This is a genomic window from Sporofaciens musculi (genome assembly GCF_009830285.1).
Taxonomy (GTDB): domain Bacteria; phylum Bacillota; class Clostridia; order Lachnospirales; family Lachnospiraceae; genus Sporofaciens; species Sporofaciens musculi.
Genome location: NZ_WUQX01000001.1, coordinates 4,898,003 through 4,913,308, shown reverse-complemented (window position 1 = coordinate 4,913,308; position 15,306 = coordinate 4,898,003). Strand labels below are relative to the sequence as shown.

The 15,306-nt window shown below is 43.2% G+C and carries 8 protein-coding genes, 5 tRNA genes, 3 rRNA genes and 1 pseudogene; 15 read left to right on the top strand and 2 right to left on the bottom strand.

Annotated features, from left to right (window positions below):
• The first annotated feature begins 152 nt into the window (after nucleotides 1-152).
• Nucleotides 153-1,208 carry a trigger factor gene (tig, locus tag GN277_RS24975; protein WP_159755112.1) on the top strand — a complete coding sequence of 352 codons (1,056 nt, stop codon included), beginning with the start codon at nucleotides 153-155 and terminating at the stop codon, nucleotides 1,206-1,208.
• Between the two features lie 159 nt (nucleotides 1,209-1,367).
• Nucleotides 1,368-1,453: transfer RNA gene (locus GN277_RS24970), tRNA-Ser, on the top strand.
• Nucleotides 1,454-1,675: 222 nt separating this feature from the next.
• On the opposite strand, the gene GN277_RS24965 is transcribed toward GN277_RS24970, so the two are convergent.
• Entirely contained in the window at nucleotides 1,676-1,921 is a 246-nt protein-coding gene (locus GN277_RS24965; RefSeq protein ID WP_159757178.1) for a TetR-like C-terminal domain-containing protein, read from the bottom strand.
• Nucleotides 1,922-1,947: 26 nt separating this feature from the next.
• On the opposite strand from GN277_RS24965, the gene GN277_RS30605 reads away from it, so the two are divergent.
• The 13 genes and pseudogenes from GN277_RS30605 to GN277_RS24895 all read left to right on the top strand — a co-directional run bounded on the left by GN277_RS30605 (nucleotide 1,948) and on the right by GN277_RS24895 (nucleotide 13,398).
• Entirely contained in the window at nucleotides 1,948-2,553 is a 606-nt protein-coding gene (locus GN277_RS30605) for a glycine/betaine/sarcosine/D-proline family reductase selenoprotein B (RefSeq protein ID WP_322101271.1), read from the top strand.
• 148 nt (nucleotides 2,554-2,701) lie between these two features.
• Nucleotides 2,702-2,791: transfer RNA gene (locus tag GN277_RS24950), tRNA-Ser, on the top strand.
• Nucleotides 2,792-3,261: 470 nt separating this feature from the next.
• A 16S ribosomal RNA gene (locus GN277_RS24945) occupies nucleotides 3,262-4,792 on the top strand.
• Between the two features lie 119 nt (nucleotides 4,793-4,911).
• A 5S ribosomal RNA gene (gene rrf / locus GN277_RS24940) occupies nucleotides 4,912-5,029 on the top strand.
• Nucleotides 5,030-5,066: 37 nt separating this feature from the next.
• Nucleotides 5,067-5,140, top strand: a tRNA-Ile gene (locus GN277_RS24935).
• Between the two features lie 55 nt (nucleotides 5,141-5,195).
• A tRNA-Ala gene (locus tag GN277_RS24930) sits at nucleotides 5,196-5,268 on the top strand.
• A 285-nt stretch (nucleotides 5,269-5,553) separates the two neighbouring features.
• Nucleotides 5,554-8,462: ribosomal RNA gene (locus GN277_RS24925) — 23S ribosomal RNA — on the top strand.
• The 16S, 23S and 5S rRNA genes sit together here with 4 tRNA genes alongside, the layout of an rRNA operon.
• 159 nt (nucleotides 8,463-8,621) lie before the next feature.
• Nucleotides 8,622-8,693: transfer RNA gene (locus GN277_RS24920), tRNA-Asn, on the top strand.
• 282 nt (nucleotides 8,694-8,975) lie between these two features.
• Nucleotides 8,976-10,007, top strand: a complete 1,032-nt coding sequence (locus GN277_RS24915) for an Rpn family recombination-promoting nuclease/putative transposase (protein ID WP_159755104.1) — start codon at nucleotides 8,976-8,978, stop codon at nucleotides 10,005-10,007.
• A 219-nt stretch (nucleotides 10,008-10,226) separates the two neighbouring features.
• Complete coding sequence (locus GN277_RS24910) at nucleotides 10,227-10,574, top strand: DUF2651 family protein (protein WP_159755101.1); 348 nt, start codon at nucleotides 10,227-10,229, stop codon at nucleotides 10,572-10,574.
• Nucleotides 10,575-10,724: 150 nt separating this feature from the next.
• Nucleotides 10,725-11,426 carry a VanR-ABDEGLN family response regulator transcription factor gene (gene vanR, locus GN277_RS24905; protein ID WP_159755099.1) on the top strand — a complete coding sequence of 234 codons (702 nt, stop codon included), beginning with the start codon at nucleotides 10,725-10,727 and terminating at the stop codon, nucleotides 11,424-11,426.
• Nucleotides 11,404-12,539 (top strand): annotated as a pseudogene (locus GN277_RS24900) (sensor histidine kinase). Before vanR ends, GN277_RS24900 begins: the two are co-directional and overlap by 23 nt.
• 109 nt (nucleotides 12,540-12,648) lie before the next feature.
• Nucleotides 12,649-13,398 carry a M15 family metallopeptidase gene (locus tag GN277_RS24895; RefSeq protein WP_159755096.1) on the top strand — a complete coding sequence of 250 codons (750 nt, stop codon included), beginning with the start codon at nucleotides 12,649-12,651 and terminating at the stop codon, nucleotides 13,396-13,398.
• 26 nt (nucleotides 13,399-13,424) lie between these two features.
• On the opposite strand, the gene GN277_RS24890 is transcribed toward GN277_RS24895, so the two are convergent.
• Nucleotides 13,425-15,218 carry a sigma-54-dependent Fis family transcriptional regulator gene (locus tag GN277_RS24890; protein ID WP_159755093.1) on the bottom strand — a complete coding sequence of 598 codons (1,794 nt, stop codon included), beginning with the start codon at nucleotides 15,216-15,218 and terminating at the stop codon, nucleotides 13,425-13,427.
• Nucleotides 15,219-15,306 lie beyond the last annotated feature (88 nt).

The following is a 15,306-nucleotide window of genomic DNA, read 5'->3' as shown; positions in this document are numbered from 1 at the left end:
CTTTTAAAGGCAGTAATGAGCATATTTTTATAAAGAAATGGTGAAATAAATGTGAAAATACTTTGAAAGTCGTGTTAAATGTGTTATAACATAATGGTGCACGATTTCGGCATATATTTAGTGCGAAATAAAAGTTTATAATGAGGTGGAATATGAAGAAGAAAATAGCAATGTTATTGACAGGAGTAGTGGTAGCTTCTATGGCGCTGGCAGGCTGTTCTGGCAGCAAGGGTCTGGAGACGGATGAATTGAATATCTCTGTTTATAAGGGAGTTGAGATAGATGAGGTTGCGAAGCCTGGAGAGGTCACGGATGAGGATGTGGAGAATTATATCCAGTCCAATCTCCAGATGAAGGCTACGAAGGAAGAAATCACAGACCGTCCCGTAGAGTCTGGAGATACAGCAACGATTGATTTTACAGGAAAGATTGACGGTGTAGAGTTTGATGGAGGCTCCGCGACAGACTATCCGCTGGTAATCGGCTCCGGTCAGTTTATAGAGGGATTTGAGGAAAGCGTAATTGGACATAGTATCGGGGATACCTATGACTGGCAGGGAGTATTTCCGGCAGACTATACGAATCCGGAGTATGCAGATAAGGAGGTGGTATTCACAATTACGGTGAAGAACATTTCTAAAGAAGTAGTTCCGGAATTGAACGATGATTTTGTGAAAGATGTATCCAAGAAATCTAAGAATGTAGACGAGTATAGAAAAGAAGCCAAGGAGCAGTTAAAGAAGGACAATGAGAAGAATTACGAGAGCAGCATCAGCCAGGCTGTTTGGCAGAAGGTTCTTGATAATACAGAAGTGAAGAAGTATCCGGAGGAGGAAGTGAAGAAGATTACGGATTCACTGATTGACCAGTATAAGACGACGGCGGAATACTATGAGCAGGATTATGAGACATTTATCCAGGAGCAGATGGGCTATACGGTGGATGTTTTCGAGAAACAGGTGGATGACGCTGCCAAGGCCAGCATTAAACAGACGATGGTGACGGAAGCAATCGCGGATAAAGAGAAGATTAAGCTGGGAGAGAAGGAGTATGAGGAGCAGCTTAAGGCTATGGCTTCGGATTATGGATATGAGGATGTTGATGCGCTGAAGGAATCTGCGGAGGAAGAAGATTTGAAGGAGATTGCCCTTAATAATATGGTGAAGGAGTGGCTGAAGGAGCATTGCGTTCAGAAGTCGGCTGAGTAGTCGTTTGGTTTTGGGATAGATGATATATATGGAGGAGTGATACGTGGAGTATAGCTTCTCCAATTTTTTAACAAATAATAAAAATAAGTATTGACGACAGAAATGTAATGTGATAGAATAATTCATGTCGTCAGAAGATAATAGGATGACTAGATAAATGGAGAGGTATCGAAGTGGTCATAACGAGGCGGTCTTGAAAACCGTTTGTCCGCAAGGGCGCGTGGGTTCGAATCCCACCCTCTCCGTTTCTTTAAAGAGTTTTGCATGTGCAAAGCTCTTTTTTTATATAAAAACCCTTCTGGTACAAAGTGGTAATGAAAAAAGAACCCACAGACCTTAGATGGGACTATCGGGTTCTCTTGTCATCTTGTAATAGGATAATTCCATTTTTCGTATATTGTAGAGTTGGTTAATATAGTTCATATAATCATTATGCATACCGCTTTTTACCCACTCAAAGATACCGCTTACATAAGAACATAAGAATAAGATTCCATACGCGCCATCATTTTCAGTTCATCCCCAGATAGTTTGATGCCTACTTCGGAATACTGGACGCTTAGGTTCATGCGGATTAGCTCATAATAAAAATCTGTCAGACAGTCTCGCAGGGAATTCTGTCCCACATATTGAAAGCATTTCAGATAAAATTTGCGGTTTTTATGGAGATATCGACAGACATTTGCAAAGCGTCTTGTTGAAGGGGTTTTTATTGCAGACGGTAAAACGGAGGGGTACTATGATGCCGAATCATGAGGATATTCCGGTTCCGACCAATTCAAAGTTTTATAAATCTTATACATTTGGAGACACAGAAGGACTTAAAGCAGAAGACTATGAGGTAAGTCATCAGAGATATAATAACGCGTTTGTATTGGATGATCCGAACCGTCTTGTCCCTGTAGATGCAATGAGGACTCTGGAGAAAGAGGGAAAGATTGGAAGTCTGCTAGATACTTACTATACAACGGCAGGTGTTATGACGCCTATGGAAGTAGGCAAGAAGTTTGGAGAAGGGAGTGCAAGGGACCTTAAAGACAATAATGTAGATGCAGTTATCCTGACAAGCACATGAGGTACCAGCTCTCGCTGCGGTGCAGTGATGACAAAAGAGATCGAGAGAGCAGGAATCCCGATCGTTCAGGTTACCAACCTTACCAAAATTGCAGAAGGTATTGGCTCACATAGAATTATGCGGGGAAACAGTGTCCTTCATGTATTTGGAAATCCTTCGCTTCCGAAAACTCAAGAAATCAAATTCCGGAAGGAATTGTCCGAAAAAGTAGTACATATGTTGGAAAAAGTGCCGGAAGAAGGGGAATTTAGTATTATAAAAGAAGTATAAAGAGAAGGACCGGAAAACTTTGGGGAGGGTTTTCCGGTTTCTTAATTGGTATGAGAGAAAAAAAGTTGAAAAAAGTAAAAATTAGGACTAGACAATTAGCGATTCTTGTTGTATAGTAATATTCGGATTTGAGGTTACGAGCAGTTATGGAGAAGTACCCAAGCTGGCCGAAGGGGCTCCCCTGGAAAGGGAGTAGGTCGTTAATAGCGGCGCGAGGGTTCAAATCCCTCCTTCTCCGTTTGCTGTAAAAACTGTCTACAGAAGTTTAGACAGTTTTTATGGTGAAAGAAATCTCTTGTGGCAAGGCTGATAGATATAAAAAATGATGCCGAAAAAAATGTCAAAAAAAGTTAAAAAAGGTATTGACATTTTGAGATACAAGTGATATTATAATTGAGCTGAGTCGCTGAGGCACAGTAAAAACAAAGAACCTTGATAATTAAACAATAGACAACAACCCTGAAAATTTCTTGAGAGAAATTTCAGAACGTGGTTTTAAATGAAAGAAAAAATCTGGCTTAGCCGGATGGTTCAGAAGTTTAAAACCAACCTTATAAACAGTAATAACGGGAAAAGAAAAAGCGAGCATTTTTCTTGACTGAGATTAAACGAAAAGGAAGCTTCACAATACTAAGCTCGTGGGAGACCTTGCTAAGTATTGCGAAGCGTAATGCGACTAAAGTTTGTGTAAAACCAAACTTAAGTCTTTATTACGAGAGTTTGATCCTGGCTCAGGATGAACGCTGGCGGCGTGCCTAACACATGCAAGTCGAGCGAAGCACATGAATACGATTCTTCGGATGAGGATTCTTGTGACTGAGCGGCGGACGGGTGAGTAACGCGTGGGCAACCTGCCTTACACAGGGGGATAACAGTTAGAAATGACTGCTAATACCGCATAAGACCACAAAACCGCATGGTTTGGTGGTAAAAACTCCGGTGGTGTAAGATGGGCCCGCGTCTGATTAGGTAGTTGGTGGGGTAACGGCCTACCAAGCCGACGATCAGTAGCCGACCTGAGAGGGTGACCGGCCACATTGGGACTGAGACACGGCCCAGACTCCTACGGGAGGCAGCAGTGGGGAATATTGCACAATGGGGGAAACCCTGATGCAGCGACGCCGCGTGAGCGATGAAGTATTTCGGTATGTAAAGCTCTATCAGCAGGGAAGAAAATGACGGTACCTGACTAAGAAGCCCCGGCTAACTACGTGCCAGCAGCCGCGGTAATACGTAGGGGGCAAGCGTTATCCGGATTTACTGGGCGTAAAGGGAGCGTAGACGGCTTGGCAAGCCAGATGTGAAAGGCTGGGGCTCAACCCCAGGACTGCATTTGGAACTGTCATGCTAGAGTGTCGGAGAGGCAGGCGGAATTCCTAGTGTAGCGGTGAAATGCGTAGATATTAGGAGGAACACCAGTGGCGAAGGCGGCCTGCTGGACGATGACTGACGTTGAGGCTCGAAAGCGTGGGGAGCAAACAGGATTAGATACCCTGGTAGTCCACGCCGTAAACGATGACTACTAGGTGTCGGGTGGCAAAGCCATTCGGTGCCGCAGCCAACGCAATAAGTAGTCCACCTGGGGAGTACGTTCGCAAGAATGAAACTCAAAGGAATTGACGGGGACCCGCACAAGCGGTGGAGCATGTGGTTTAATTCAGAGCAACGCGAAGAACCTTACCTGATCTTGACATCCCCCTGACAGCTTCGTAATGGGAGTTTTCCTTCGGGACAGGGGAGACAGGTGGTGCATGGTTGTCGTCAGCTCGTGTCGTGAGATGTTGGGTTAAGTCCCGCAACGAGCGCAACCCTTATCTTCAGTAGCCAGCATTAAGGATGGGCACTCTGGAGAGACTGCCAGGGACAACCTGGAGGAAGGTGGGGATGACGTCAAATCATCATGCCCCTTATGACCAGGGCTACACACGTGCTACAATGGCGTAAACAAAGGGAAGCGAACACGTGAGTGCAAGCGAATCCCAAAAATAACGTCTCAGTTCGGATTGTAGTCTGCAACTCGACTACATGAAGCTGGAATCGCTAGTAATCGCGAATCAGAATGTCGCGGTGAATACGTTCCCGGGTCTTGTACACACCGCCCGTCACACCATGGGAGTCAGTAACGCCCGAAGCCGGTGACCCAACCGAAAGGAGGGAGCCGTCGAAGGTGGGACCGATAACTGGGGTGAAGTCGTAACAAGGTAGCCGTATCGGAAGGTGCGGCTGGATCACCTCCTTTCTAAGGAAAAGAGAAACTTTTTCGTCTGGAGCAATCCAACTAAAACGGAAAAGAGAAGAAGTAAGGGATTGTTGTCTATTGTTTAGTTGTCAAGGCTGTTAAAAGCCATGATGGCAATGTCTGGTGGCGACGCGTTTGAGGGAAACACCCGTACCCATCCCGAACACGAAGGTTAAGCCTTAAGCGGCCGATGGTACTGCACTGGAGACGGTGTGGGAGAGCAGGTGGCCGCCAGACTTTAAAAATCTTAATGAGGCATAGCTTCATAAGGTAAGGGCTTATAGCTCAGCCGGTTAGAGCGCACGCCTGATAAGCGTGAGGTCGGTGGTTCGAGTCCACTTAAGCCCACTGTAATGCCTATAATTAAAATAGGAAGTGATTCCTATACATGAAATACCCAGACGGGGGATTAGCTCAGTTGGGAGAGCGCCTGCCTTGCAAGCAGGAGGTCACGAGTTCGAATCTCGTATTCTCCACTGGATGCATCTGAAAAGATGGCATCCCATGTACCTTGAAAACCGCATACAAGAAATAAATGATAAGATAAATATCTTAATCAAGACATCCGAGGTAATTTAAATGAACACTTCACAAATGCGAAAGCAGAGGTGTTAGTGTGAATGATGTTTGGCAGTTATGCCAAATACATTTAGATTATGTCCAATTCGAGAAAACGAATTCAAAAAACAACCTATAAGCCAACGCCGGTAACGCTATACCGGTGAGAACAAGCAAAACATCCCGTTTTCGCAAGTTCAGTTGGTCATGCTAGAAAGAGCGTATGGTGGATGCCTTGGCACTAAGAGCCGATGAAAGACGTGATAAGCTGCGAAAAGCTTCGGGGAGGAGCAAATATCCTACGATCCGGAGATCTCTGAATGGGGAAACCCACTTGAGCAAACCTCAAGTATCCTTAACCCAATTCATAAGTTAAGGAAGGGAACCCGGTGAACTGAAACATCTAAGTAGCCGGAGGAAAAGAAAGAAACTTCGATTTCCAAAGTAGCGGCGAGCGAAATGGAATGAGCCTAAACCAGTGTGCGTGCACGCTGGGGTTCGGACCGCATAATTGATTCATGAGTCTTAGCAGAACGGTTTTGGGAAAGCCGGCCAAAGAGGGTGAAAGCCCCGTAAGCGAAAAGACAAATGACATGGCGGGATCCAGAGTACCACGAGACACGTGGAACCTTGTGGGAATATGCGGGGACCACCCCGTAAGGCTAAATACTCCTTAGTGACCGATAGCGCATAGTACTGTGAAGGAACGGTGAAAAGAACCCCGTGAGGGGAGTGAAAAAGAACCTGAAACCATATGTTTACAAGCTGTGGAACATCCATATGAGATGAACCGCGTACTTTTTGTAGAACGGTCCGGCGAGTTACGCCGGCTGGCGAGGTTAAGTCCTTAAGGGATGGAGCCGAAGGGAAACCAAGTCTTAATAGGGCAAGCGATACCCATAGGGTACCGCAAGAGTCAGTCGGAGTAGACCCGAAACCGGGTGATCTATCCATGTCCAGGATGAAGCTGCCGTAAAAGGCAATGGAGGTCCGAACCCACATCCGTTGAAAAGGGTGGGGATGAGGTGTGGATAGGGGAGAAATTCCAATCGAACCCGGAGATAGCTGGTTCTCCTCGAAATAGCTTTAGGGCTAGCCTCATACAAGTCTTGCGGAGGTAGAGCACTGAATTTCCTAGGGGGCGTCAAAGCTTACCGAAGAATATCAAACTCCGAATGCCGCGTAGATGATGTATGGGAGTCAGACTGCACGAGATAAGTTGGGTAGTCGAAAGGGAAAGAGCCCAGACCTACAGCTAAGGCCCCAAAATGTATGTTAAGTGGAAAAGGATGTGGGATTTCAAAGACAACTAGGATGTTGGCTTAGAAGCAGCCATACATTCAAAGAGTGCGTAATAGCTCACTAGTCGAGAGGTCCTGCGCCGAAAATGTCCGGGGCTGAAACATACTGCCGAAGCTTAGGAATCAGAAATGATTGGTAGAGGAGCATTGGATACTGGAGGAAGCAGTACTGAAAAGAGCTGTGGACGGTATCGAAGAGAGAATGCCGGAATGAGTAGCGAGAGGAAGGTGAGAATCCTTCCGGCCGAATATCCAAGGTTTCCAGGGTAAAGCTGATCTGCCCTGGGGAAGTCGGGACCTAAGGCGAGGCCGAGAGGCGTAGCCGATGGACAACAGGTTGAGATTCCTGTACCACAATTTAACAGAACTGTGGGGACACGTGTGGAAAGCATAAGCCGGGAATGAAGAAACCGGCGCAAGCGAGGTAGGAGGTACATTGGCAAATCCGTGTATCAATCTGAAGACGTGATGCGGACCGAATTAAGAGTAGGGAAGTATGTGAGCCATGCGTCAAGAAAAGCCGCTATAGTTTAAGTTGTGCCCGTACCGTAAACCGACACAGGTGGATGAGGAGAGAATCCTAAGGCCGACGGGAGAAGCATTGTCAAGGAACTCGGCAAAATGACTCCGTAACTTCGGGAGAAGGAGTGCCAGGTAAGACTGGCCGCAGAGAATTGGCCCAAGCAACTGTTTAGCAAAAACACAGGTCTGTGCAAAACCGAAAGGTGAAGTATACGGGCTGACGCCTGCCCGGTGCTGGAAGGTTAAGAGGAGAGGTTAGCGAAAGCGAAGCCTTGAATTGAAGCCCCAGTAAACGGCGGCCGTAACTATAACGGTCCTAAGGTAGCGAAATTCCTTGTCGGGTAAGTTCCGACCCGCACGAAAGGCGTAATGATTTGGGCACTGTCTCGACAATGCACCCGGTGAAATTGAAGTACCAGTGAAGATGCTGGTTACCCGCGCCAGGACGGAAAGACCCCATGGAGCTTTACTCCAGCTTGATACTGGGATTCGGTATTGCATGTACAGGATAGGCGGGAGGCTAGGAAGTGGTGACGCCAGTTGCCATGGAGCCGCTGTTGGGATACCACCCTTGCAGTATTGGATTTCTAACCAGAGGCCGTAAGCCGGTCTGGGGACAATGTCAGGTGGGGAGTTTGACTGGGGCGGTCGCCTCCGAAAGGGTATCGGAGGCGCTCAAAGGTTCCCTCAGAATGGTTGGAAACCATTCGTAGAGCGCAAAGGCAGAAGGGAGCTTGACTGTGACACCGACGGGTGGAGCAGGTACGAAAGTAGGACTTAGTGATCCGGTGGTATAAAGTGGGATTGCCATCGCTCAACGGATAAAAGCTACCCTGGGGATAACAGGCTTATCACTCCCAAGAGTTCACATCGACGGAGTGGTTTGGCACCTCGATGTCGGCTCATCGCATCCTGGGGCTGAAGTAGGTCCCAAGGGTTGGGCTGTTCGCCCATTAAAGCGGTACGCGAGCTGGGTTCAGAACGTCGTGAGACAGTTCGGTCCCTATCCGGCGCGGGCGTAGGATATTTGAGAGGAGCTGTCCTTAGTACGAGAGGACCGGGATGGACTGGCCGCTGGTGGATCTGTTGGCTAATCAAGGCCATGGCAGAGTAGCCAAGCCGGGAGGGGATAAACGCTGAAGGCATCTAAGCGTGAAGCCCCCCTCAAGATGAGATATCCCTACTAAGTGTAGTAAGACCCCTTGAAGACGACAAGGTAGATAGGGCGGAGGTGGAAGTGCAGTAATGTATGGAGCTGACCGCAACTAATCGGTCGAGGGCATGACCAAAGGTGGATAGGTAAAGGAAGAAGATGGAGGATAAGATAGAGCTTAGAATAGAGTTTCTTGTGTGCAGTTTTGAAGGTACATGAAAAAACACTTGCTATATAAGATACGAGGAAGTATAATATAGTTAGTGTTTCTTTAGATTAAAAGAATAGAGAATAATCCTCGATAGCTCAATGGTAGAGCACACGGCTGTTAACCGTGGGGTTGTTGGTTCGAGCCCAACTCGGGGAGTTAGAAAAGTTCCGTAAGCGTTAGCGTTTGCGGAACTTTTTTATGGGAAACAAGATATTAAAAAAATCCAATAAGGGAGAAGGCGGAGCGGAAGTGATATGTTGGAGAAAAAGAAGATAGTAGAAGCGGTTCTTCCGGTATATTGGAAATTTAAGAGCTGGGCAGATGATTCTGTTGAAGTTCGGTTAGGAGTTTAGTATAATAAAAACAATCAGAAAGAACTGGTTGAGAAATGTTTTTAGAGATCAGATATTTTCAGATATTTTGCAGAAGATGTTCTGCATGGGCAAGAAGGGTGGTGAGCGCCCATTGAAGGCAGATACGATTACAAAAGATTATATATCGGACACAAATGTGTTCGCAGACGTATTTAACTATTATATTTATGGTGGAGAGCAGGTGATCTCACCGGAGCAGTTGGAGGAACGGGATCCTGCAGAGATTGCACTTCCATATGGTGCAGATGGTGCAGTGGTTCCGGTTCAGAAATTCCGTGATGCTCAGAAGCTGTGTACAGTTATGACAGATGGGAAACTGGAATATGTGATTTATGGCACGGAGGCACAGGCAAAAATTCACAATGCGATGACGGTCAGAAACAATCTATACGATGCGCTGGAATATGCCGGACAGGTTGCGGAAGCTGCAAAATCCCATCGTAAGGAGTTGAAGAAAGAAAAAGAGAGAAAGTTGGAGCTGGGAGAAGAAATTTCTAATGAAGGGAAGAAAAGCCTGACTTCCGATGAATTTCTGAGCGGTTTTTGGGAGGATGACAGGTTGATACCTTCAGTGACCGTAACAATTTACTTTGGAGCAGATGAGTGGACAGGGGCGATGAGTTTATTTGATATGATGGAAGTGAAAGAACCGAGAATACTGGCATGTATGGACAACTATCATTTAAGGTTGATTGCACCAACGCGGATGCCAGATGAAGAGATTATGAAATTTCAGTCTAGCCTTCGGGAAGTGCTTTTGTTTATTAAATACTCCAAAAATCCAGAGAATTTAAATAGGATACTTAAAGATAATGAACAGCGATTTAGGGAAATGGAACGCAGAGCAGTAGATGTGATTGAGGTAATCACAAATACTGGATTAAAATATAAAGAAAGTGAGGAAAAGATTGACGTGTGTGAAGCGATTAAGGAAATTAGGATGGAGGAACGTCGTATAGGAGAACTTAAAAAAGCACAGGAATCTGCCAGAAATTTTTACAATTTAGGAGTTGATATAGAAACCATAGCAAAAGGTGTGGGTTATGCTGTGGATGTTGTAAAGGGATGGGTAGGCTTATCACCTGATGTGCAGTAAAGCTGTCAGAAGCAGGGAGTTATGGAAAAATAGCCCTTCGGTGTGCGACCGTGTCAATGGTAGAGCACACGGCTGATAACCGTGGGGTGTTGGTTTGAGCCCAACTTGGGGAGTTAAGAAAAACCTGTAGACGATCTTGTTTACAGGTTTTTTGTAAAGGGTTTTATTTTTATGAGAAGTTGGAGAATGTATGAAGCATGTGGAGGTTTCTGAAATATTATGAAAAAAAACATTATCTTATCTACAGCAGTTTCTGCTATGATCATGCTGGCGCTGCCGTGGCTGGCTGTTACCTTCGTAAAAGGCGATGGGGGAATGGTGGCCTGTTTTGCTCTGTTTTTTTGTGTTAATCCAATATACTCTATGGCTATTGGGATTTTTGCGGGAAAAAATAGCCGGCGTCTGTGGAGTCTTCCGGTTATTTCAGCAGCTTTATTTCTAATTGGCACATGGATATTCTTTGATATGGGAGAAACAGCATTTATCTTTTATGGAATGGTCTATCTTGTTTTGGGGATAGCTTCTATGATGATCTCTACGTTCGTCCGAAAGAAGAAACAGAGGTGATTTTTGGCCTCCCCTTCGGGTGCACTGATGTTTAAGGACTGCGCTCATTAGTCGTTAGTAAATTCTTAATATCTTATTATTAAAAAAGTAAAAAATTTTTTTAAGTATGTTAGAATTAAAAGTACAGCCTATGGAAAGGGAGTAATTTTTATGTCTGATAAAATACTAATTGTTGACGATGAAGTTGAAATTGCAGATTTAATTGAAGTATATTTAACCAACGAAAATTTTACTGTTTACAAATTTTATTCTGCGAAAGAAGCTCTTGAATGTATAAATACAACAGTTCTTGATGTTGCTATTTTGGATATTATGCTGCCAGAGATAGACGGATTTACGCTATGCCAAAAGATTCGTTCAAAGTATACCTATCCAATTATTATGTTGACAGCAAAAGATGAAGAAATGGATAAAATCACAGGACTCACACTTGGCGCGGATGATTATATCACAAAACCTTTCCGTCCACTTGAATTGGTAGCAAGAGTAAAATCTCAACTGCGTCGCTATAAAAAATATAATCCGGCACATTCTGAAGATGAAGAAACGGGTACGCTTACTCATTCCGGCTTGGTAATGAAGCTAAAGACATACGAATGTTTTTTGAATGAAAAACCCATAATACTGACTCCTACAGAATTTTCTATTTTGCGAATTCTTTTAGAAAATAAAGGACAAGTAATCAGTGCGGAGGAATTGTTTCATAGAATATGGAAGGATGAATATTATAGCAAATCCAATAATACCATAACTGTTCATATACGTCATCTGTGGGAGAAAATGAATGACACATTAAACAAACCAAAATATATAAAAACGATATGGGGAGTTGGATATAAAATTGAAGGATAAGGAAAAAGACGAGTATTTAGAATTTCAAGCAAAAATCATGGGTCGTTTTTGTGTAAATGCCATTATTTCTGTTGCAGCGGTAATAATGGTTTATTTGTTTTTTTGGAAACGACGAGTTGGAGATTGGATTGTCTGGTTATTTGAACACTTTATGAAAATCGGACATGAGCAGGCTTTTCGTTTATATCATGATTTTTTTAGAACCTACAAGGAAATATTTTTGCAGGGGCAATTATATTTATTTTCCTGATTTTGATTTGGCGTTTATTTCGATGGATGACTGGGTATTTCAAGGAAATTAATCAAGGGATTGATGCATTATTGTCAGAAGATATGATGCAGATTCATTTATCGCCAGAGATGCAGCCTTTTGAACGTAAACTAAACACAGTAAAAAAAACATTGGAGGACCAGAAGCAGGAAACGGCGCTTGCAGAACAGAGAAAGAATGAATTAGTGATGTATCTTGCCCATGATATTCGTACTCCTCTTACTTCTGTTATTGGTTATTTGAATCTGTTGGAAGAAGAACCCAATATGCCTGTGGATATGCGTGCGAAGAATGTTCATATAACATTGGATAAAGCTTATCGATTAGAAGAAATGATAAATGAATTTTTTGAAATCACACGATATAATTCAGGCCAGATTAAACTGAAAAAAGAGCTGGTAGATATTTATTATTTGCTGGTACAGTTGTCAGATGAGCTTTCTCCATTATTAACGCTTCATGGTAATTCTGTTGTATTAAATGTTGATGAGAATCTAACTGTCTTTGCAGATCCTAATAAGCTGGTAAGGGTGTTTAGTAATATTTTGAAAAATGCAGCGGCATATAGTTATTCTGAGACAGAAATTATTATTTCAGCCGAAGAAGCAGACGAACAGGTTGTGATATCTTTTAAAAATAAGGGAAATAATATTCCTGAGGAAAGCTTATCTCTACTTTTTGACAAATTTTACCGTTTAGATAAAGCACGTATTTCTAATACAGGAGGCACAGGTCTTGGGCTGGCAATCGCAAAGGAAATTATCATTTTACATGGTGGTTCCATTCACGCTGCCAGTGAGAATAGTACGGTTACATTTACAATCTGCCTTCCTTGCCCTTAGGATTTTCTTAGGAATTAAACAATTTCATTTTAAAGTTCAAAATGCCTTTGTTCGGTATAATAGATACAGAACAAAGGCATTATTTGTATAGCAGAAAGGAGCTTTTATTATGACAAAAAGATATGCTCAATATGAAGGTAGAAGGAATATTCATCGTGGCCGCAGACATAAGAGTGCGGGAAAAATGTATATAGCTGGTATAATTACCGTAATTTTGCTGTCTTCCATCACGATTTTTGGTTTTGCCTTTAAAACAGGTATGGAGGGCTCTCATCAAGACGTAGATGTACAAGCCAGCGATTTGCAGGAGTTGAATATTGGAACGCCTTGGTATTTAACTCTGGTCAATAAACAGAATCACATTCCAAAAGATTATAATCCCAAACTGGTAAAAGTACAGGGCGGCGAACAAGTTGACGAGCGTATTTATGGCCCATTAATGGAAATGCTGGAGGCTGCAAAGGAGGCAAACTGGAATCAACTGCCGCGTGTGGTATCAGGTTATCGGACAGCAGATATACAACAAAGTTTTTATGATGAGAAAACAGCAAAATATATAAAAGAAGGATATTCCGAAAGTGAAGCAAAAGAAATAGCAGGGCAATGGGTTGCATTACCCGGCTATAGCGAGCACCAGCTTGGTTTTGCGGTAGACATTAACGGAGCGACCTATGATGTTTATTCCTGGCTTCAGGAAAACAGCTACAAATACGGTTTTATTTTTCGATACCCTGGAAATAAAACGCAAATTACAGGTGTTGCAGAAGAAGTCTGGCATTATCGCTATGTCGGGGTAGAAGCGGCAACAAAGATGTATGAGCAGGGTCTTTGTTTAGAAGAATATTTGTCTTTTTTATAATCTCTTTGTCTAGGCTTAGGGGTGTTTCAGTTATTTTTCAAAATACGCCAGAGTGTGCTGCGGCTGATGCCAAGCCTTCTGGCAGTCCTTTCCTTATTCATATTTTCCTCTGCCATGACTGTCTGAATAATATCATAGGTAATCTTATTGAGGGGCTGAGACAGATCGAGGGGTAGGGAATATCGAGGAATTTTCAGAGAACTTTCCGTCGATTCCTCCTGTTTTAGAACCATCCTTACATTATATTCACTGATATAAGAAGTACTGGTAAGGACGGCAAGCTCTTTTAAAACACGTCGGAACTGATCCAGATTATCAGGCCAATGATAATTCTTAATAAGATGGAATGCGTCGGCGTCAAATCCAATTATCTGTTTTCCGAGTAAAGCATTCATCTGGTTTATATATAAGGTAGCAATACTTGACAAATCCTCCAGCCGTTCGCGTAAAGGCTCTGTAGGCAGAAGAAGGCAGGATAATTTATTCAGCATATAATTTTTGATATCTCCGGCATTAGGGTCTGGTGTGATAAGAGAGAAAATTAATCGGTTTCTTTTTATCATACCAGTATCTTCAATATAGGTATATAGTTTTGAAAGCTCTGTATTGCTCAATTTTCCAATGTTTTTTATGTGGATGGTAGTATTAATATCATGAAAGGGGGAATTCTCATTACTAAGAAGGGAATTCCATTTTCTTTCAGTCAAAAGGCTGCAGTCAATCACATAAAAAGGTCTTCGATGGTAGGGACCGTTTCTATACAGTAAAGTTGCAGCTTTCGCCTTTCCGGTTCCTGATTCACCCATGATTAGAACAGGGGAGGCAGAAGGCGCATAACGTTCAATAAGAGTGTGGATATTTCCTACAAAGTTAGCGCTGTTGTTTTCAATAATCTGTTCGGAGGAGATTTCTTTGTTTTCACAGTCATTGTAAATGGAAATGGTTTTATCATATTCCTGAAATAGTGACGGTATTTTCAGAATCTTCACAAGGATATAGATTTCGTCATCATAGGACAGAGGATGCATTGTGATACGATAGATAAAACCATTGAGCGGACATTCAAATATCTGTTCAGAGTTTCCGGCAAAAGAGGGAAGGAAGCTTTGAGCCATGTCCATAATCTGCTTGTCCGTTGGATTGTCAGTGAGGGTTGAAAACCATAATTGTCTGTTTTCTGTAAAGATGAGAACAGATTCCTGCCCGCTGATCAGGGCAGTCTTAAAAAGTTCCTTTTGCCTGCAGGTCTGCCTGTTGGAATGAACAAGCGCTATGGCTTCGTTAATCGCAGCATTGATGCTTTCAGTGCCGGATGGGATGAATATGGAATTCAATCCAATGGACTGGGCTGTCAGCGAGCCGATTAAGTCGCATATAATCAGAGAATACGAAGCTGATTTCAATTTTAGGAGAATAGGCAGAACCTCGTTCTGGGATTTAAAAGTAAAGATATCAATATCAAGCTTCAGTAAATCACAGAGGATACGGGCATTGTCCGTGATGCCGTGGAATCCTGCGATGGCACATTTTCCTGCGTAGTTTTCTGACATCTTAATAGAACGGAGAATATCATAGACGGATAAAGGTGCATCTATGACAAGCATATCCAACTCCTTTCTGATTAATTCTGCGGTACCGCCTCTTGAAATGATTACATCATAATTGTTATAGACTGTGAGGGACTGAGCGATGTTAAGACCTTCCTGGAGGTTGCCGGTTCGGATTGTCACATCAATATCCTCCCTGCCTTTAGTAAGTACAGACAGTGTCTCGGCCATTCCCTTATAGGGTGCGATTGCCAGTATTTTTACTCTTTTCAAATGTAAAACCTCCTTAAAAATGATTTCTTATCTCTATTATACATTTTACATCTTAAAAGTCAAATGATATGTTTCAAATTTAAACAAA